The organism is Clostridium sp. AM46-21 (assembly GCF_003480025.1).
Classification (GTDB): domain Bacteria; phylum Bacillota; class Clostridia; order Lachnospirales; family Lachnospiraceae; genus Coprococcus; species Coprococcus ammoniilyticus.
Map to the genome: position 1 here is coordinate 26,248 of NZ_QUIB01000009.1, position 19,216 is coordinate 45,463.

Sequence of the window (19,216 nt, forward strand, 5' to 3'; positions counted from 1 at the left end):
CACCTTTTTTTGTATTTAAATTTAGAAGCTGAAGTTATAACATTTTATAAAGGACGTGAATATATGGATAATATCGATAAGAAAATATTACATTTATTACAGCACAATGCCAGAACCCCTTTAAAGTATCTGGCAAATAAAGTATTTCTCTCCTCTCCTGCGGTATCTGCAAGAATCGACCGGCTGGAAAAGGCAGGTGTGATCACCGGATACCATGCAGGCATCAACCCGGAAGCTCTGGGGTATCACATTACCGCATTTATACACATGGCACTCGATCCAAAACAGAAACCAACCTTTTATCCCTTTATCGATGCCTGCCCCAATGTACTAGAATGTAATTGTGTGACCGGTGCCTACTCTATGTTGATGAAGGTTTGTTTTCCAAGCACAATGGAACTGGATTCTTTCATTGGCCAGCTACAGCGATTCGGAAATACAGAAACACAGATCGTATTCTCCACTCCTGTTCAAACTCGTGGAATCGACATCGGTATTGTATCTCCTGTAAATGAAGAAAATGCTATCTAGTATGTCTGCGGACGGTCGTCTGTAACTTCTATATTATATAAGGCAAATAATAAAACAAAAAAGTTCCGTATCAGAATTCTGTCATATCCGAAGAATTCTTTTATGGAACTTTTTTATGTCTTGATATCTGCTTACAAACCTACTGCTAACTGGTTCACACATTTGCAGAATCAGCTAAAATATCCTTCCTATTGTGCATCTTCCGGTGTAGCTGCAGTATTCTCTGTTGTAGCCGGTTTGCTGATCAAATCATAAAATGCCCGGAATGTTTTATCTGTATCCAGAAGATATTCTGTATTCTCTTTTACATGAACATAGATATCCTGAATATCCTTTGATGCCTTAAAGCTGTTCAGATAAGAAAGCTGTGCATTTGACAGCTCCCCATTAGCGATCTTATACGAACCGTCCTGGTCTGTTATAATATAGAAGGTCACGATATCAAGCGGCTTTGATTCTACGTCCGCAATGTCCATATAGGACAATTCAACCACAACATATTCTCCTTCTGCATAACCATCTGCCAGATAACAGGTCGTATCTTCAAAACCTTTTAGGTATTTTGCAGAGTTTTCCAATACTGACATATCATCAAACTCGGTTGGATCCGTCACCAGTGACTGTAACGTTGCCTGATCACAGGCTGCTTTTGCCGTAAGATACTTACTAACCAGATCATTGATCTCTGAAACATCACTTTTCTTATATGATGCATTCTCCGGAATCGTCAGCTCAACCGTATTATTTTCTCCCGGCACAATTTTGGGTTTTCTGATAAAAAATGCGTACACATAACAGGAACACAATAATGCAAATATCACCCAGCCAATCGCAAGCTTCATTCCAGCCCGGATCACGATCTCTCCTTCTTTTGTCTTTATATATGTATCACCAAGAAAACTGTTTTTTTTATGATTCAATTTTCCTATGCTCCTTTTCATATTTTATATCGACAAAATTCTACCATTCTGTTCTGTATTTTGCAAGTTCATCCAGGAAGTATTCATAATTCAGCGAAGAAATATAAGAAAATATTTGATTATTTCAGCGAAATATTGTATTATATATAAGTCATGCACCAGTAGCTCAGTGGATAGAGCAACGGCCTCCGGAGCCGTGTGCGGTGGTTCGATTCCACTCTGGTGCATATTTTTTATGCATAAAAATACCGGCAGCCACTTAAAAGGAATGTGGCTGCCGGTATTTTCTTTTAATAAAATGATGATATTTTTACATTGTAACAAAGATGAACTTTACAACGAATAACGCTGCGATGATCGTTACAACGATATCTTTCTTCTTGTAGTTACCTGTGAATAAGGTAATCAGAACGTATGAAATTGATCCTACACCGATACCATTTGAGATAGAATAGGTTAATGGGATCATAAGGAAGGTAAGGAACGCAGGAACTGCTGAACGCATATCATCCATATCGATCTTGGCAAAGTTCTTAGCCATTAATACACCTACAAAGATCAGTGCCGGAGCTGTTGCACATGTTGGGATCACACCTGCGATCGGGCTTAAGAACAGACATACTGCGAAGCAGGCTGCTGTAACTAAACTTGCAAGACCTGTTCTACCACCTGCTGCGATACCGGATGCTGACTCAACGAGGTTGTACATGTCGATGTACCAAGAATAGCACCTGCTGCTGTACCGATAGAGTCGCACATCATACTCTTATCTAAGTTGATCGGGTCACCATTCTCATCTAACATATTTGCCTGTGATGCGGTTCCGTATAAGGTTCCGATCGTATCAAACATATCTACCAGACAGAATGCAACGATCAGCATGATACCTGAGAATACGCCACCAACATATGGCTTTCAAATGCATTTCTCCATGCATCCGCCTTGAAGCATCCAAGGAAACCGATCTCGCCAAAGTCTTTGAAAGACTGACCGATGCTGGATACATCAAAAGATGGTGTCTCCAGATTAAATACATAATAAAGGACTGTGGAAACAATGATACCGATTACGATATTTCCCTTTACATTTAACTTTGCAAGAACTGCGATCAGGATAATACCGATGATAGTTACAACCGGTGGAATAACTGCTTTCCATGCAGCTGCCGGTGTCTCTGCGCCTGAAATTGCTCCATGGAAATCAAAGATCTGTACCAGTGTATACTTATTCGCCTGTACAAGACCTGAACCCTTTAAACCAACCAATGCGATGAACAAACCGATACCGGCCGGTATTGATTTCTTCAGGCATTCCGGCATGGCTGTCGCAATGTACTTACGAAGTCCGGTTACAGACAGGATCAGAAATACGATACCTGATAACAGGATGATAACAAGACCTGACTGATAACCTTCAATCACGCTGCAGCCTGCAAAGAATGCACCGGACACAAATGAGGTACAGAAGAATGAATTCAGTCCCATACCACATGCCTGTGCATACGGCATTCTGGCAAGGAATGCCATAAGAAGTGTACCGATAACAGCCACAAGAACGGATGCGATAAATACTGCATTCCAAACCCTGCCTACTTCTGCTGCGCTTGCGCCTTCTGCAACAAGCCATCCAGCCTTACCATCTGCTGCTACCTGATTTGGGTTTACCAGGACAATGTATGCCATGGCAAAAAATGTTGTGAGTCCGGCCATAATCTCTGTACGAACATTAGAACCGCGCTCTGAAATGTGGAAAAATTTATCCATATTTCCCTTCCTTTCTTTTGTTTATTCTTATTAAAAGCATTGGTTGTCTACCTGTCCCTCACTACAGATATATGCCATGCTTTATAATCAAAATTCTGTGTGCCGTTACCGCACTGTTTCTTCCAGAAATTCGGCTACACTGTCATCCAGATAATCACCGATCACAAGATCCGCCGCTTCCTTGCAACGCTCTGTCGCATTTAAAACCGCAACTCCAAGTCCGGCTTCTGCTAACATCTCACTGTCATTATCTCCATCGCCGAAAGCAATTGTTTCTTCCATTGATATTCCAAGGAATCGTAAAACTTCCTTTAACCCATTATGTTTGCCGGAATGACGATCAGATATCTCAATCAATCGCGGCGCTCCGGATGTTACATAAACAGTATGGATATTTTGCGTTAATTCATGCATGATACGGTATTTTTTCTCTGTCGGTCCTACAATTGAGATCGAATCCAACTCCGTATTATGCTGTAAAATAAACTGCCTTATATCAGGCACCGGCGTTCTGGTGCTTCTTACATAAGCACTGATATCCTCTGACTCTCCAAAATTCATTGGATTCTCATAATATATCTCAGATGTATATCCTCTACCGTCTATAAAACATTCAAAGAATACATCTTTATCCGTAACCAGATCAAATATCTGCTCCGGTACTTCCGGTCGTAATTTTAAATTATATACTGAATGATCATCTGATAAATCATAGATTGCTGCCCCATTGGATGTGATCGCATACCGGACACCCCGAATCTCCCGGATGCATTCTGGAATGGAATAAACAGATCTTCCACTTGCCGGAATAAAAATAACGTGGCTGTCTGCCAGTTTTTCAAGAACTTCCTTTGTTCTATGGGAAATCCCATCCCGTCTTAAAATCGTTCTGTCCAAATCTGAAACCACGCATCTGTACTTCATATGCTTTTCCTCTGTTTTCGAATTTACTTTCATATGTTACCATATTTCGTAAGGGAAATAAAGATATTATAAACTTTTTTACATAAATACAGAAAAAGGAGCTATTTTCATTACATTTTTACCCGGTTGTATAAAAACTGTGATAAAATAAATACACATCAGAAAGGAGACCACTATGTTGCATGAAATATCCGATGAACGCTACTGCTTTATTGAAGATACCATTTGTGATGCATTTTTATTGGTATTGAAAGAAAAAGGAATAGAAAAAATTACCGTGACCGACATCATAAAAAGAGCCGGAATTGTTCGCAGTACATTCTATAACCACTACGAAAATATTCCAGCTCTTATAACTGCTGTTGAAGATAAAACTATCCAGGATATTTTCACCCTCATGGAAGACTTTCATCCTGAAAACAATCAGGATATATGCAAATCTTTCTTTCTGACAATTTGTAATTATACCAAAACGAATCCGTTTCTGGCAAATATTCTCCGGAGTCCAAGAGGCGATGAATTCTTTGAAAAGGCTTTAACTATGTTCCATCGTTATGTAACAGATGCCACCCGGAAAACAACGCCTTCCATGCACTCCAAGGAAGAGGTCTCCTATATGATCGCATGCAGCATTGGCAGTACCTTGGGTGTTCTCCATAAATGGACAAGAGAAAATTTTGAGAGTTCCGAAGAAATCATTGCCGGGATACTGACACAGTCATTTCTCACAGGTATACTTCCTTATCTGTCTTAAAGTGCTTCATCAATCAGAACTTCCTGCCTTTTTATCTTCTTAGTTGCACTCTTGATAAATGGATATTTACGAATAATCAACCCCGTAATCCGACGATAGGTCGGCTGCGTATTATTATAACTGTCAATAAATGCCTGAAGCTCTGATCTGATTGTTTCCTCGTTCATCCGTTTTGCCGAGACAGCATCCTGATCCGGATAGATTCTTGCAATTAGGCCATTGTTCTCTCCTGTCACAATCACCTCTCCCACCAGTTTTCCAAGAGCAAGTTTATTTTCTATTTCCTCCGGTGATATATTTTCTCCGTTTGAAAGAATGATCAGATTTTTTATTCTTCCATTGATAAATAAGAATCCGTCTTTATCCAGATATCCTTTATCTCCCGTATGCAGCCATCCACCTTTTAAGGTCTCTGCAGTCTCTTCCGGCATCTGATAATAACCCTTCATAACGCTGCTGCCCCGTACCAGAATCTCGCCATCCTCAAAAGAAATCTCAACATTGGAAAGCGGTCGTCCTATAGAACCGGTCTTATGATCTTCCGGTACATTGCTGCTGATAACAGGCGAACATTCCGACATTCCATATCCCTCATAAATATTTACACCATATTCTGCAAATTTCTCAATATAAAACGGATCCAGATGTGCTCCACCTGTAAATATTGTTTTCAGCTTTCCCCCAAATGCCTTGGCTGCAACTATTTTCTTTGGGATCAACGGGTTCATTGCCGAAAGACGTTTGTAGATTGTTTCTACCATCAAAGGTACCATCAGCATAATATCAGGATGAAAGACGCCCATATTTTTTACCATATGCAACAGAGAATCATTAATACATACCGTTGCTCCAAAGGAAAAACCTTTGAGCCAATCCATAACAAGGCAAAATGCATGATGAATCGGTAAAACACTTAATACTATGGTTCCGGGCTCTGCAGTATAATTAACAGATTTTACATTTTCTGCCAGATTTCTCTGTGTCAGCATAACACCTTTACTCTTTCCTGTAGTTCCGGAGGTGAAAATAATCGTAGCAATATCTTCCGGATCCGGTGCTGCAAAATCATCTGTACCGTTTATACCTGACGTCATTAATTCTGCTACAGATGCAACCTTTTTCTGATTTGTTTCGATTTTTTCTTCCTGTAATATCCAGATTTTTTTCAGTTTTGGACATTTCTCCAGTATCCGTTCCGACAAGGTCTGAATTTTAGGACTTAAAAAGAGTGCTTCCGCATCTGAACGATTCAGAAGATCTATCAAATCCTCTACCGGAAGTCCTGCATCAAGAGGAACGGCTACTGCCTGACCTGTTATAATTCCCAGATAAGCTTCTATCCATTCCACAGAACTACTACCGATCAATGCTATATGCTTTCCCTGAAAGCTTTCCTCACACAATCCTTTTCTGACAGACTTGGCATTCTCCATCAGCTCCCGGTAGCTTCTATCACAGATTTCCTTTTTCTTCAACCATTGCACTGCCTTTATTTCTGAAAACTTTTTTTCGCTTTCTTCCAAAATATCACGAATCAACATATCTTATTATACCTCCGCACATACTTACTGCGATCATATACTTATATTCTCTGATTATACAGTTTCCTGCTGTAATCGCTCTAACAGATCAAGTGCTTCTACAATTGTGAATACATGCAGTGCATCGTCTTCCTCCAGTTCAATGTCAAATGTGTCTTCGATTTCTCCCAAGAAAGACATAAAATCAAGCGAACTAAAGCCCAGATCTTCTCTGAACTTCATATCGTTTGTCATCTCCTCCGGCTTAACATCACAATACTGTGCTATGATTTTCTTAAATTGCATTTCCTGTGTCATAATAATTTCTCCTTTATATGTTTTATTTTATACCTGTTCCATGATTTCTCCGATACTCATATCAGGTTCCGCGATTCCTTTAAACAATATCCGCATCATATAGTAATATAACAATTCCATATCATGTTCTGCCAAATGTGCGGTCTGGTAATGATATGAAAAATTCATACCTCCATTATCTGTATGAGATACTGTCAGATACATTTTCTTTGTAGCTGCACCATTTGCAAACCATTTTGCATGCTGTGGAATTTGTACCAGATGAGGATTATCCAATTTTACCGGCATCGGCTGATAAGTAAGGTAACAGCTTTCATAGGCTGTATTCTTCGGTGTATGATATCGTTTCTGCATCTCCTCTCTGATCAACGCCGGATCATAGTTACTGTGCATATAGATCCGATTCTGCATATTCTGGATCTCATATGCTGCCGACAGGAAATCAGTATCTGCCGAAATCACAGTTCTACATGGAAACATAATAGTCCGACTACCACCGGAGGTCCATTCATCATGAGTAGACCGTCTTGAAATGAAGTTTTCTATCGTAATATCTTCCTGTCCATGATTCATCTTTGACAGATATGTACGAATACCAAGCAACAACAGATTTGTCATTGAAAGCTGATGGTTCATACAAAAATCTATCAGATTTTTCGTTGGCTCCGGCTCCAGTTGATAATCCTTTACTGCCACAAACAACTGATCTAATTCTATATCGGCAGCCCTGAGTGTTTTATTCCTATGTAACTTTCTTGATGCTTCCAGTACATCTAAACCCTGGATATCAGAATAAAGGGGTTCCCCCCATGCATCCAGCTGATCATCCCAGAACTTTTTATCTTTGGCAAAACGTTTTTCATTATTTGCACGATTCAGATCTTTAACCAGCACTTCCTCAAAATCAGCTAACTTCTGCGGATATGGTGTATTGAATTTATAATGCGTATATAACTGCATCAGGTCATTGATCATCACAACCAGTCCACAGGAATCAATCAATCTATGATCCATATGGATGAAGAAACCATTATATCCATCTGGCAGTTTAACCATCACTACATCGCAAAGCGGAATATCATCTCCGTCAAATGTCTCATATGCCCACTGCTGCATTAGATAGTCTGCTTCTTCCATATGCATTCCTGATAAGTCTTTTAAAGGAATATCACGGGTTTCTTTTTCAGTAAGATATTGCTTCACATCACCATTTTTATCACGTTTCGTAAAACGAATACGCATACATCCATATCTCTCATATTCCAACTGAATACATTTTTTTAAAAGTCCGAAATCCAGTTCTGCTTTTAAAGATGCCACAACACTGACACCGGACACCTGCTGTGTTTTATATTTTTTTATCCAGTCATCATGCATTTTTTGTGCTGCTGTTAAGGGATACTGTTTCATCATCATGGATAACCTCCTGTATTCTTTATTCTTTTGTGAACTTATCACATTTCATTTTTGAATTCCACCCCTTGTACAACTTAACAAACACTTTACATGAAATTGACCGAAACTTTAAAAGTAATCTATGGATCAGAATTATCCCAATATAAAAATCCCCCTTAAACAGATTCGGCATTTACCTTATCTGCTTAAGAGGGATCCTGTTACTTCTGATGATTCTATTTTAATTATCATATTTTTCAAAAAAATCAAGCAGCTTTTGTCGATAAAGCTCTGGAGCTGCATATGGCGCGCATAGATGCCGTGCTTCCGGTATAATGACCAGTTCTTTGGGAGCACTGCATAATGCATAATTATATACAGAATTCTCCGGAACTACATAGGTATCTGCTTCCCCATGAAAAAACAAAACCGGACGTTTATTTTTCTTCATTGCATCTATCGTGTCAGCATCACTCATACGAAATCTTCCAAACATCCTGCAAAACAGATCTACACGGAACAAAAGCAGCTCTACCCAACCCAAATGAAACCAGTTAGCTGCGATATCCTGAAGCTGCCGTTTCATCGAGCAAAATCCACAATCTGCAATCAAGCCTTTCACTTCTTCCGGCAGTTTATGTCCGGAAGCCATAAGCACTGCCGCAGCTCCCATGGATTCTCCATAAAGATAGATTGGGAGCTTCTCTCTGTTTCTTGCAGCAATATAATAACTCCATTGCTGTACATCCCATTGCTCTTTTGCACCAAATGTAATATATTCACCCTCGCTCAAACCGCAGCATCTCTGATCAATAAACAATAAATTACACGCATTCTCATGAAGGAAACGTGCTGTATATGCAAAATCGCCAAAGCCGCTACCTTTATATCCATGACTTAACAAAACAAAACGTTTCGCTTCTTTTGTCGGAAGATAATAAGCATGCAGATACAGTCCATCTCTGCTTCTGATAAAGCAATCCTTCATCTGCTGTTCAGCACACCACAGTTTTCCTTCTTCATATTCTTTTTCATATTTGTCTCTTGGATGATTTTTCTTTATATGAGACAGTTGAAACCATTTCTTTTTTTTCTGTCGTTTTTTCCCTTTGCAACGAACAAGCATATCAAAGAAAGACCAACCAAATGCAACAAACAGACCAAATGCACCGGCTGTTATTTCCAGTAATCTTAATATTTTCTGCTTATTCCCTGTATCATTCATAATCGTTATCTTCTCCGCTTCTTTTTCGCGTATTTGTAAAACAGCCCTTGAAAACATAATGTTTTCAAGGGCTTGAAATACTTTATTATCATTCAACAAATAAAATTATACATTCATCTGCTTAGCAACTTCTGCTGCGAAGTCTTCATTCTTCTTCTCCATACCTTCACCAACTTCGAAACGAACGAACTTAGCGATCTTAAGAGCAGGATTTACAGACTTCAGGTATGCTGCAACTGTCTGCTTGCCATCTTCAGCCTTAACATATACCTGATCAAGAAGACAGATTTCCTTCATCTGCTTGGAGATACGTCCTTCAACAAGTCCTGAGAAGATCTTGTTGCCTGAGATCTCTTCCTTATCAGCACAAGCGATCTCTGCTAACTGAGCCTTAGCTTCCTTTGAAAGGAAGTTAGGTAAGAAGTTCATATTTGACTTCTTCTCTTCGTAGATAGCTACATCTTCTGCGCTCCATACACTGGCTACAGCCTTCTCGATCAACTTGGAAAGAACCGGCTTTGGAAGTGAGAACGGATCATTTAATGCACTGTCAATTGTGATCTCTTTCATCTTAGCAAGCTCATCTGCTGAAATCTCGTCTCTTGAGATGTACTGTGGGTTCATAGCTGCGATCTGCATTGCAATGTTTGTAAGTGCTTCCTTAGCTGCATCATCTGAAGCACCGTTACCGGCTACAAGAACACCGATTCTTCCGCCACCATGGATATAAGAAGCAACAACATCTGCTGTAACCTTCTCAAATCTTCTGATGGAGATTTTCTCACCAATCTTGAGAATCTTATCATCAAGATCAGCCTTCATATCAAGGATTGAAACAACGTCTTCGCCATCTCCAGCCTTTTCTGTATCTACTGTAAGTGCCTTATCTGCAACTGCCTGTACAAATTCCTGGAAAATTGCATTCTTTGCAACGAAGTCTGTCTCTGAGTTAACTTCAACAACTACTGCTGTATTACCATCAATTGCAACCTTAGCGATACCTTCTGCTGCAATTCTTGCTGCTTTCTTCTCAGCCTTAGCTGCACCACTCTTTTTGAGTACTTCCACAGCGGCATCCATATCGCCGTTTGTCTCTGTAAGTGCTTTCTTACAATCCATCATACCAGCACCTGTGAGTTCTCTTAACTCTTTTACCATGCTTGCTGTAATAGCCATCGTAATAACCTCCAAAATTCTAGTATTTATATTCTAAAATATTACTCTTCTACTGCTGCATCCTCATCTGCAACTTCTTCAGCATCTGTTGCATCAGCACCCTGCTGAGCTTCGATAACTGCATCTGCCATCTTTGAAACAATAGCTTTACAGCTCTGATAGCATCATCGTTACCAGGAATAACATAATCTAATTCTTCCGGATCACAGTTCGTATCAGCAATACCTACAAGCTTGATTCCAAGTGAATGAGCTTCCTGGATACAGATTCTTTCCTTCTTAGGATCTACAACGAAGATCATGTCAGGAATTTCCTTCATTTCCTTGATACCGCCAAGGTTCTTCTGAAGCTTCTCCATCTCCTTCTTGATCTGGATAACTTCCTTCTTAGGAAGAACATCAAATGTTCCGTCAGCTTCCATAGCTTCGTACTTCTTAAGAGTAGCGATTCTTGTCTGGATTGTGCTGAAGTTTGTAAGCATACCACCTAACCATCTCTCGTTTACATAGTACATACCGCAACGCTCTGCTTCACTCTTGATTGAGTCCTGAGCCTGCTTCTTTGTACCAACGAAAAGAATCTTTCCACCATTTGCTACGCAGTCACCGATTGCATTGTAAGCATCGTCAACCATTCCTACTGACTTCTGAAGGTCGATGATGTAGATACCATTACGCTCTGTGTAGATGTATGGCTTCATCTTAGGGTTCCATCTTCTTGTCTGGTGTCCGAAATGTACACCTGCTTCTAATAACTGTTTCATTGAAATAACGCTCATTTTTTCTACCTCCATGGTTATATTCTTCTGCTGATCTCTCTTTCACCGAGTCACCCGAGCTATAGGCACCACTTCAGGAATCAACCAGCATGTATATTATTTTTATGAGCCTGCTATATACAAGCCCACACACGAAATTGATAATAACACAAAAAGAAAGTGCATGCAAGCACTTTCTTTTTATAATCTCATGTCACTTAACAGTTCCATGTCTTTTTCGCATTATGCTGGTATGTGCGAGCACATTCCAGCGCAATGCTCATTATCTCATATTTTGTTTTAATTCATGCTATAACTATCGTCCATCTCTCATAATGGTGATCATCTCATCGTAGGTTTCATCACCCTTGAATGTGAAAGTTCCACACATCAGTTTCATGGAATTACCGGAGCTTACAAGGTAATCATAGAAATCCTGTACACTGTCTACCATTCCGATATCATATAATGCCTGAGAGATTGCCTCTGCATACATACCCGGCTTGATCGTAATCGAACCACCCTTTTTCTTTTCTTCTGTAGTTGTCTCTGTCGTAGCCTCCGTAGTTGTCTCTGTCGTAGCCTCCGTAGTTGCTTCTGTCGTCGCCTCTGTTGTAGCTTCTGTCGTCACTTCCGTCGTTGCCTTAGCTGCATCCTCTTTTGTCGTTTCCGTTGCAGTCTCTGTCGTTTTCGCTGATTCAGTAGTTTCTTCTGATGCAACAACTTCTACCGCATCTCCTTTTGACGGATCATTCTTCTTTGTATCTGCAAAGCTTCCGGACTTAATTCCAACCATCATAACGAGCGCACCAATGATAAGTCCAAAGCCTAATCCTCTGAAAAATATTTTTCTTCATACTGCCGTTTCTCCTATCGTATAAAACAATTTCAATTTACTGCTTCTGATTCTCAATATTTTTAATGATCACCTTGGTTTCACCAACACCGATTCCAAGCTGGTTCGCGATCTCCATAATTCCAAATCCCTGCTTGTAAAGCTCTGCCACTTCTTCATCGATATTTTTCTCATCATCCCAGATTTCTTCCGGTGCAGGAGCTTCTTTCTTTGCCTCCTGTGCACGATTCTGATTTCTGTTTGTTCTGTTCTTCTTGCGATTCTTCTTTCTGGAACGGTTGCCTCCCGCCGGCTGTTCTGTCTTCTGTACAGGCTCAGTACCGGTTGCTTCTGCGACTGTTGTTTCTTCTGTAATTTCGGTTGCTTCTGACTCAACAGCAGGCTCTTCTGCTTTCTTAAAGGCAACAACATTGGATTTTTCTTCTGCCGCTTCTTTCTCGGCTTCCTCAGCAACAGCTTCTTCTGCAACAGCTTCCTCTACTTCTTCCTTTGGTTCCTCCGCATCATCTTCTGCCGTGTTCTCTTCAACATCCTGTTCCGGTACAGTTTCGGTTATATCACCATTTGCAACTGCATCACCGGAAATAACTGTCTCCGTCTCACTTGCCTCTAATGCTCCGAGAGAATTCTCATCCGGCTCTTCTTCGATTTCTTCTGTCTGCTCATTTTCTTTGGGAGCTTCTTCTGTCTGCTTCTCTTCCGAAACAGCTTCTTCAGCCTGTTGTTCTTTTTCTTTTGCGATCTCTTCTTCGGTTTCCTTTACTTCCATTTCAAGAAGTTCTTCATAAGTAACCGCTTCCGGTTTTTTCTCTGCATCCGGATTATATTCTTCATAGGCTTCTGCAAGGCTCTGATTGATATAATCGATCATCTCCTTCTTTGCCTTTTCAGACAACTTGGATGCCCATTTTTCAATCTGTTCCTTCAGTTCCTTTTCTGTCTTCTTGCGGACATCTTCGCTGTATTCATCTAACGATGTCTTGCTCTGCTCAAGAAGAGAATCACATAATTCCGTAATCTTTCGTTTTAATTCTTCTGAGCTTTCATTATATATCTCATCTTCCTCTTTAAAATCATGACTATCCAGAATAAAAAAGCTTACACCTACAACTGCTACGCCAACTAATAATGTTATGATTGGTAATATCATTTCTTTACTCTCCTTTGCAAAATTTTATACGGCTTTTAATTCGTCAAATACAACATCATTCAGAACCTTAATATAAGTTCCCTTCATGCCTGAGGATCTTGCTTCTATAACACCCGCACTCTCAAACTTTCGAAGTGCATTCACGATTACGGAACGGGTAATTCCGACCCGGTCTGCAACCTTACTTGCAACAAGGATTCCCTCATTTCCATCCAGTTCCGAAAAAATGTGCTTGATCGCCTGTAATTCTGAAAATGATAAAGTACTGATTGCCGAACGCACGATTGCGATCTTACGATCTTCTTCTGCATTTTCTTCATTTAAAGCCCGCATCATCTCAAGTCCTACAACCGTCGTTCCGTATTCCCCGAGAATAATATCATCAATATCATACTGTGCATCCAGCTTATACAGAAATAACGTTCCAAGCCGTTCTCCTGCTATATCAATTGGAAGTAGAAGTCCCTGATATTTCTCTATGTTATCACTGTCAAATCCGAGCGTAGTCAGATTTACATTTTCCTTTGTTGACAATACAAGGAGAAGTCTCTCATTCAGCATACTGTCGATCAGCAGACCGACCTTATCCTCGATCAGTTCATGGATCTCAGGTATATCTTCACGGTTCTTAATTCCCAGAACCTTACCTTTTTTACTGATAACCAGTACATTTGATTTTAAAATATCACTCAAAACATCACAAATATCATTAAAAACAACCTTATGCGAGTTGTTATTGTGCAATAATTTGTTGATTTTTCGTGTTTTATCTAATAATTGAACACTCATTTCTGTTCCTCCGTATGTAAAATACAAAAAAGTTGTTTTTGCATAAAAAATCTACACTATTTGACATTCTATCACAATGGTCATGAGATAACAATAGCCTTTCCTGTCAAACGAGAGATTTAATATTTAAAAACAACTTTTTTTATATGGCAGGCCGGACAACTTCATCCGATCACTTATGCCTGTTTTTCCTTTTCGGTATTATCTCTGGAATATCCACAGTTTTCTGCTGAACAAAGTAACTTATTACCCTTTTCAACCATATAACTGCCACATACCGGACATTTTTCCCTTGATGGTTTCGCCCATGACATAAAATCACATTCAGGAGCATTGATACATCCATAGTATCTTCTGCCCTTTCTGGTCTTCTTTATTACTATGTCACCTCCACACTTTGGACAAGGAACTCCTGTCTTTTCAAAGAACGGCTTCGTAAATTTACAGTCAGGGAAGCCCGGACATGCAAGGAATTTACCGTGTGGACCATACTTTACGACCATATTGCGTCCGCACTCGTCACACACCTCATCCGTTACTTCATCCTCAATCTTAATGGACTGCAACTCACTCTCGGCTTTCTTAACCGCCGCATCGAGATCTGGATAGAAGTTTCTTACTACAACTTTCCATTCGATAGCACCCTCACCGATCTTATCGAGAAGGGACTCCAGATTCGCTGTAAAATTCACGTCGATAATAACCGGAAATGCCTGTTCCATAATCTGATTCACGCTTCTCCCAGTTCTGTTACGTATAATTTCTTATTCTCTTTTGTGATATAACGACGATTCAATATTGTTGAGATCGTCGGTGCATAAGTACTTGGTCTTCCAATGCCAAGCTCCTCTAAGGTTCTTACCAGAAGTGCTTCTGTATATCTTGCCGGCGGCTGTGTAAAATGCTGCTTCTCGTCAAAATCTTCTAATTTTAACAGATCCCCTTCATTCAGATCCTTAATTCCCGCAATATGCTCACTCTTCTCGTTGTCCACATTATAAACCGTTGTAAATCCTGCAAATGCAATCTTTGATACTGAGGTCTGGAACCGATAGCCTGCTACTTCTGCCTTTACGGTCTTAATGCTGTATACTGCCTCTGCCATCTGGCTTGCAAGGAAGCGGTTATAGATCAGCTGATACAGACGGAACTGTTCTCTGCTTAACTGATCCTTGATAGCTGCCGGTGACAGTGTGATATCCGTCGGACGGATTGCTTCATGCGCGTCCTGGATCTTCTTACCCGGTTTGTCTGCCCGAGGTATTCCCGCTGTATAATCTTCTCCAAAATTCTTTATGATATAATCCTTAGCTGCTGCTGCCGCTTCATCCGATATTCTGGTAGAATCCGTTCTCAGATAAGAGATCAGACCGATGGAACCTCTGCCCTTGATCTCCACACCTTCATATAACTGTTGTGCGATACGCATCGTTTTGGATGTCGCAAAGTTCAGCTTGGAGGAAGCTTCCTGCTGCAACGTACTGGTTGTAAATGGAAGTGGCGCTTTCTTATGACGCTCACTGTCCTTGATCGATGCGATCTGAAAAGACTGCTTTCCGATTGTTTCTATGATATGATCCAGTTCCGCTCTGGAAGATATTTCTTCCTTATCGCTCCCATTTCCCATGTATTTGAATTCAATGCTTTTCTTGGCCTTTTCCGGTGCCAGCATAGCAGAAAGTGTCCAGTATTCCTTTGGAATAAATTCATTGATCTCTTTTTCTCTGTCACAGATCAGCTTTAATGCTACAGACTGTACACGTCCGGCACTTAAACCTCTCTTAATCTTTGCCCAGAGAAGCGGACTGATCTTATAACCAACCAGTCTGTCCAATACACGTCTCGCTTGCTGTGCATCCACAAGTGCCATATCGATATCGCGTGCCTGCTTAATTGAATTCTTTACTGCATTTTTCGTAATTTCATTGAAGGTAATTCGCTTGTACTTCTTATCATCCAGTTTCAGTGCTTTTGATAAATGATAGGAGATTGCTTCTCCCTCACGGTCGGGGTCAGTTGCGAGGTACACTTTGTCAGCTTTCTTTACTTCTTTTCGAAGCTGTGCAAGTATATCTCCTTTTCCTCTGATCGTTATATATTTCGGTTCAAAATCATTATCAACATCAATGCCCATCTGGCTTTTAGGCAGATCACGCACATGACCATTCGACGCAATCACTTCATAATTACTGCCCAAAAACTTTTTAATCGTCTTGGCTTTCGCCGGAGACTCTACAATAACAAGATATTTAGCCATGTACTCTTTCCTTTCCTGTTCGTTTAAACGACACAAACTATACACCATTTTTTCCTGCCATGCAAGTGAATATTTTATTACAATTTTCTGAAAAAATGCCCCGGATTCTGTTTTCATCCCTGTGTAACAGCAAAATAATACCGTACCGGCTGCCGAATTATTCCTTTTCTTTCCATATCAAATAACGCTGTCAGGATTCTTGCAGGAGGCTGATCCACGCGGGCACAGATTTCCTCTATATGCAGCACTTCCCGCCCCATACAGGCACATATCTTCTGTTCCAGAGCGGTAAGCCGGCTGTCCTCGCGAAATTCTGCTTTCCCTGCTGCAAGGATCCTCCGTTCAAGTTTTAAATCCTCCACAATATCCTCAGGATCCGTCACAAGCATAGCCCCCTGCCGGATCAGATGATTGCAGCCCTCACTGTTTCTGTCTCCAATCCGTCCCGGAACTGCATACACCTCACGCCCCTGTTCCAGCGCCTGATCGGCGGTGATCAGAGATCCGCTTTTCTTCTGTGCTTCTACAACCAGCACCCCTTTTGCAAGTCCACTGATGATCCGGTTCCTAAGTGGAAATCTCCATGCCGCAGGCTCTATATCCAACCCATATTCTGACAGGATCACACCCTGATGCCCAATCCGTTCAAACAAATTGTAATTTTCCTTCGGATAACAGATATTGATCCCACAACCTAGTACTGCAACTGTAAATCCATTTTCTACATTGATTGCCGCACGCTGGGCGGCGCCGTCGATTCCTGCTGCAAGTCCGCTGATAATACCAGTCCGATATCCTGCAAGCACAGAAGCAAACTGCTCCGCCATCTCTTTCCCATATGCGGAGGCCTTTCTTGCACCTACGATCGCTATACCGGTTCTGTCTGTTTTAAGCGTCTCCACACACCCCTTTGCATACAGCAGAAACGGACAATCCGGAATTTCCCGCAGGACTTCCGGGAAATAAGGATGTCCTGGATATATATATGTAATATTCCGCTCCTTTAGTCTGTTTTTATAGACGATTATTTTCTTTTCATCCCGTGTGCACAGGATCCGTTCACTCTGTTTTTCTGTCAACGTTTCCCGAAGCACATGTTCTGGAACATTCCACAGTTCTTCAGGTCCTCCAAAATAATCAAGGATCCTGCCAAGTGCTGCATTCCCCATATCCGATATCATCCCCAGCCACAGCCTTATAAGATCATACTCCATATCTGTCCCCCCCTTTCATTCCTTTGTACTGCATATTTCCCTCTGCCTCTTCTGTAAGATTCTGATACCGGAAAAACAATGCCTCTTTTAAATGTTCCTCATGGATCCCGATACTTCCTGCCAGATCAGCGATCGTCCTTGCGATCTTAAGTACCCGGTTATAGCCTCTGGCAGAAAGTTCTGTATGTTCAAACGCTTCCCGCACCAGCTCCTGCTCTGCCCTTCCCAGGGAAATATATTGCTTTGTTCTCTTTCCATCCAGTTGGGAATTAAAATTTATCGACTCTGAACGGTAACGCTCCTTCTGTATGTTCTGCGCCGCAAGCACCCTTTCCCGGATCTCAGCCGAAGTTTCTGCCCGTTTATCCTCTAACAGGTCAGAACAGTCAATCCTGCGGACATTTACGTTGATATCAATACGATCGAGTAGCGGTCTGCTAAGCCTTGCATTGTATTGTCGGATCTGCCTACAGGTACAGGTACATTTATTCAGATCCGGATACATGCCGCAGGGACAGGGATTTCGTGCCGCAACCAGCATAAATCCTGCCGGATATATATATTTACCCTGGATCCTTGCGATCGTTACTTCCCGATCTTCTAACGGCTGCCGCATTACTTCAAGAACATTTCTGCCAAATTCCGGAAGCTCATCCAGAAACAACACCCCATTATGACTGAGACTGATCTCTCCCGGCTTCGGTATTGCTCCGCCACCGGTCAGAGCAATGGCAGATACGGTATGATGCGGTGCCCGGAACGGACGCTTTGTTATCATCGCCTGTCCTTTTTTCAGCAGACCTGCCACACTGTATATCTTGGTAATATCAATACTCTCCTCAAATGTCAGACGTGGAAGGATCGTTGGCAGGCATTTTGCAATCATGGACTTTCCTGAACCTGCTGCTCCTGTCATCAGAATATTGTGCATTCCGGCTGCTGCGATCTCCATTCCGCGCTTCAATATTTCCTGCCCTTTAATATCTGCAAAATCTCCCAGTTCCCCCATATCCCCCTGGTCGAGCAGATCCTCCACATCTACAAATGCAGGCTCGATCACCGCTTTTTCATTCAGATAAGATTCCGCTTCTGACAACGTCCGGAGCGGGATCACTTCTATATTTTGGATCAGTGCCGCCTCCTCTGCATTTTCCGCCGGAACAAGACAGCGTGTGATTCCTTGTTTTACTGCATGATGAACAACCGGGAGTATTCCTGATACAGCATTGATCCTGCCATCCAGCCCCAGTTCACCCATAATCAAGGTATTTTCTATTTTATCGTTTGGAATAAGCCCCATAGATACCATAATTCCTATGGCAATGGGAAGATCGTAGGCAGTTCCTTCCTTCCGGATATCTGCCGGTGATAAATTGATCGTGATCTTTTTCGGTGGTATCTGAAATCCAGAGTTTTTGAGCGCTGTTCTCACCCGCTCTCCGGCTTCCTTTACGCATGCAGACAAAAAGCCTACCATATGAAACATTGGCAGTCCGTCATTGATATCTGTTTCCACCTGAATCAGAAGTCCCTCTACTCCAAGGACTCCTCCACTTGTTACTTTACTGTACATCTGTATCTGCTCCTTTCGACATTTCTGCCGTCTCTCCATGGAGCATGCCTGAACAGAATCAGCGAAAACAAAAAGCTGCCACCTGGCAGCTTTT

The 19,216-nt window shown here is 41.3% G+C and carries 17 protein-coding genes, 1 tRNA gene and 2 pseudogenes; 3 read left to right on the top strand and 17 right to left on the bottom strand.

Annotated features, from left to right (window positions below; genetic code table 11):
• The first annotated feature begins 63 nt into the window (after positions 1-63).
• Positions 64-531, top strand: a complete 468-nt coding sequence (locus DW959_RS07590; RefSeq protein ID WP_021944425.1) for an Lrp/AsnC family transcriptional regulator — start codon at positions 64-66, stop codon at positions 529-531.
• Positions 532-719: 188 nt separating this feature from the next.
• Here DW959_RS07590 and DW959_RS07595 read toward each other — a convergent pair whose 3' ends face one another.
• The gene (locus tag DW959_RS07595; protein WP_021944424.1) at positions 720-1,451 is read right to left on the bottom strand and encodes a hypothetical protein; all 732 of its coding nucleotides are present in this window, start codon (positions 1,449-1,451) and stop codon (positions 720-722) included.
• A 155-nt stretch (positions 1,452-1,606) separates the two neighbouring features.
• Between DW959_RS07595 and DW959_RS07600 the strand changes: the two genes are divergently transcribed.
• Positions 1,607-1,678, top strand: a tRNA-Arg gene (locus DW959_RS07600).
• An 83-nt stretch (positions 1,679-1,761) separates the two neighbouring features.
• Here DW959_RS07600 and DW959_RS14580 read toward each other — a convergent pair.
• The 4 genes from DW959_RS14580 to DW959_RS07610 all read right to left on the bottom strand — a co-directional run bounded on the left by DW959_RS14580 (position 1,762) and on the right by DW959_RS07610 (position 4,138).
• Positions 1,762-2,160 (bottom strand): solute carrier family 23 protein, encoded by a 399-nt coding sequence (locus DW959_RS14580; RefSeq protein WP_243013738.1) that lies wholly within the window; start codon positions 2,158-2,160, stop codon positions 1,762-1,764.
• Positions 2,094-2,333 carry a solute carrier family 23 protein gene (locus DW959_RS14860; protein WP_279220990.1) on the bottom strand — a complete coding sequence of 80 codons (240 nt, stop codon included), beginning with the start codon at positions 2,331-2,333 and terminating at the stop codon, positions 2,094-2,096. Before DW959_RS14860 ends, DW959_RS14580 begins: the two co-directional genes overlap by 67 nt.
• Positions 2,327-3,214 (bottom strand): NCS2 family permease, encoded by an 888-nt coding sequence (locus tag DW959_RS07605; RefSeq protein WP_279220991.1) that lies wholly within the window; start codon positions 3,212-3,214, stop codon positions 2,327-2,329. The genes DW959_RS14860 and DW959_RS07605 overlap by 7 nt, the downstream gene beginning before the upstream one ends.
• Before the next feature lie 105 nt (positions 3,215-3,319).
• Entirely contained in the window at positions 3,320-4,138 is an 819-nt protein-coding gene (locus tag DW959_RS07610; RefSeq protein ID WP_173783376.1) for an HAD family hydrolase, read from the bottom strand.
• 175 nt (positions 4,139-4,313) lie between these two features.
• Between DW959_RS07610 and DW959_RS07615 the strand changes: the two genes are divergently transcribed.
• Positions 4,314-4,892 carry a TetR/AcrR family transcriptional regulator gene (locus DW959_RS07615; RefSeq protein ID WP_021944421.1) on the top strand — a complete coding sequence of 193 codons (579 nt, stop codon included), beginning with the start codon at positions 4,314-4,316 and terminating at the stop codon, positions 4,890-4,892.
• Here the strand turns inward: DW959_RS07615 and DW959_RS07620 are convergent.
• The 12 genes and pseudogenes from DW959_RS07620 to DW959_RS07675 form a co-directional block, all read right to left on the bottom strand.
• Complete coding sequence (locus DW959_RS07620) at positions 4,889-6,433, bottom strand: AMP-binding protein (RefSeq protein WP_117821890.1); 1,545 nt, start codon at positions 6,431-6,433, stop codon at positions 4,889-4,891. The genes DW959_RS07615 and DW959_RS07620 overlap by 4 nt on opposite strands.
• A gap of 54 nt (positions 6,434-6,487) precedes the next feature.
• Complete coding sequence (locus DW959_RS07625; RefSeq protein WP_008402883.1) at positions 6,488-6,730, bottom strand: phosphopantetheine-binding protein; 243 nt, start codon at positions 6,728-6,730, stop codon at positions 6,488-6,490.
• 27 nt (positions 6,731-6,757) lie between these two features.
• A complete protein-coding gene (locus DW959_RS07630) occupies positions 6,758-8,146 on the bottom strand; it encodes a condensation domain-containing protein (RefSeq protein ID WP_330584279.1) in 1,389 nt (462 codons plus the stop codon).
• A gap of 220 nt (positions 8,147-8,366) precedes the next feature.
• Positions 8,367-9,350 (bottom strand): alpha/beta hydrolase, encoded by a 984-nt coding sequence (locus DW959_RS07635; protein WP_226800986.1) that lies wholly within the window; start codon positions 9,348-9,350, stop codon positions 8,367-8,369.
• Between the two features lie 105 nt (positions 9,351-9,455).
• Positions 9,456-10,526 (bottom strand): translation elongation factor Ts, encoded by a 1,071-nt coding sequence (gene tsf / locus DW959_RS07640; protein ID WP_021944418.1) that lies wholly within the window; start codon positions 10,524-10,526, stop codon positions 9,456-9,458.
• 41 nt (positions 10,527-10,567) lie between these two features.
• Positions 10,568-11,304 (bottom strand): annotated as a pseudogene (gene rpsB / locus DW959_RS07645) (30S ribosomal protein S2).
• Between the two features lie 295 nt (positions 11,305-11,599).
• Positions 11,600-12,082, bottom strand: coding sequence for a hypothetical protein (locus tag DW959_RS07650; protein WP_118615820.1), 483 nt, complete (start codon positions 12,080-12,082; stop codon positions 11,600-11,602).
• 94 nt (positions 12,083-12,176) lie between these two features.
• Positions 12,177-13,289 (bottom strand): hypothetical protein, encoded by a 1,113-nt coding sequence (locus DW959_RS07655; RefSeq protein WP_117785415.1) that lies wholly within the window; start codon positions 13,287-13,289, stop codon positions 12,177-12,179.
• A gap of 24 nt (positions 13,290-13,313) precedes the next feature.
• Positions 13,314-14,078, bottom strand: coding sequence for a GTP-sensing pleiotropic transcriptional regulator CodY (codY, locus tag DW959_RS07660; protein WP_021944414.1), 765 nt, complete (start codon positions 14,076-14,078; stop codon positions 13,314-13,316).
• A gap of 176 nt (positions 14,079-14,254) precedes the next feature.
• Positions 14,255-16,335 (bottom strand): annotated as a pseudogene (gene topA / locus DW959_RS07665) (type I DNA topoisomerase).
• A gap of 113 nt (positions 16,336-16,448) precedes the next feature.
• Positions 16,449-17,549, bottom strand: a complete 1,101-nt coding sequence (gene dprA, locus DW959_RS07670; RefSeq protein ID WP_117785416.1) for a DNA-processing protein DprA — start codon at positions 17,547-17,549, stop codon at positions 16,449-16,451.
• Positions 17,539-19,122 (bottom strand): YifB family Mg chelatase-like AAA ATPase, encoded by a 1,584-nt coding sequence (locus tag DW959_RS07675; protein WP_117821893.1) that lies wholly within the window; start codon positions 19,120-19,122, stop codon positions 17,539-17,541. The genes dprA and DW959_RS07675 overlap by 11 nt, the downstream gene beginning before the upstream one ends.
• Between the last annotated feature and the right edge of the window lie 94 nt (positions 19,123-19,216).

Excerpts from the sequence above, each read along its gene's own strand:
- DW959_RS07605 (WP_279220991.1), bottom strand. The coding sequence starts at position 3,214 with ATGGATAAATTTTTCCACATTTCAGAGCGCGGTTCTAATGTTCGTACA.
- DW959_RS07615 (WP_021944421.1), top strand. The coding sequence starts at position 4,314 with ATGTTGCATGAAATATCCGATGAACGCTACTGCTTTATTGAAGATACC.
- DW959_RS07630 (WP_330584279.1), bottom strand. The coding sequence starts at position 8,146 with ATGATGATGAAACAGTATCCCTTAACAGCAGCACAAAAAATGCATGAT.
- DW959_RS07650 (WP_118615820.1), bottom strand. The coding sequence starts at position 12,082 with ATGATGGTTGGAATTAAGTCCGGAAGCTTTGCAGATACAAAGAAGAAT.
- dprA (WP_117785416.1), bottom strand. The coding sequence starts at position 17,549 with ATGGAGTATGATCTTATAAGGCTGTGGCTGGGGATGATATCGGATATG.
- tsf (WP_021944418.1), bottom strand. The coding sequence starts at position 10,526 with ATGGCTATTACAGCAAGCATGGTAAAAGAGTTAAGAGAACTCACAGGT.
- DW959_RS14860 (WP_279220990.1), bottom strand. The coding sequence starts at position 2,333 with ATGCTGATCGTTGCATTCTGTCTGGTAGATATGTTTGATACGATCGGA.
- DW959_RS07625 (WP_008402883.1), bottom strand. The coding sequence starts at position 6,730 with ATGACACAGGAAATGCAATTTAAGAAAATCATAGCACAGTATTGTGAT.
- codY (WP_021944414.1), bottom strand. The coding sequence starts at position 14,078 with ATGAGTGTTCAATTATTAGATAAAACACGAAAAATCAACAAATTATTG.
- DW959_RS07655 (WP_117785415.1), bottom strand. The coding sequence starts at position 13,289 with ATGATATTACCAATCATAACATTATTAGTTGGCGTAGCAGTTGTAGGT.
- DW959_RS07675 (WP_117821893.1), bottom strand. The coding sequence starts at position 19,122 with ATGTACAGTAAAGTAACAAGTGGAGGAGTCCTTGGAGTAGAGGGACTT.
- DW959_RS14580 (WP_243013738.1), bottom strand. The coding sequence starts at position 2,160 with ATGTACAACCTCGTTGAGTCAGCATCCGGTATCGCAGCAGGTGGTAGA.
- DW959_RS07620 (WP_117821890.1), bottom strand. The coding sequence starts at position 6,433 with ATGTTGATTCGTGATATTTTGGAAGAAAGCGAAAAAAAGTTTTCAGAA.
- DW959_RS07590 (WP_021944425.1), top strand. The coding sequence starts at position 64 with ATGGATAATATCGATAAGAAAATATTACATTTATTACAGCACAATGCC.
- DW959_RS07610 (WP_173783376.1), bottom strand. The coding sequence starts at position 4,138 with ATGAAGTACAGATGCGTGGTTTCAGATTTGGACAGAACGATTTTAAGA.
- DW959_RS07635 (WP_226800986.1), bottom strand. The coding sequence starts at position 9,350 with ATGAATGATACAGGGAATAAGCAGAAAATATTAAGATTACTGGAAATA.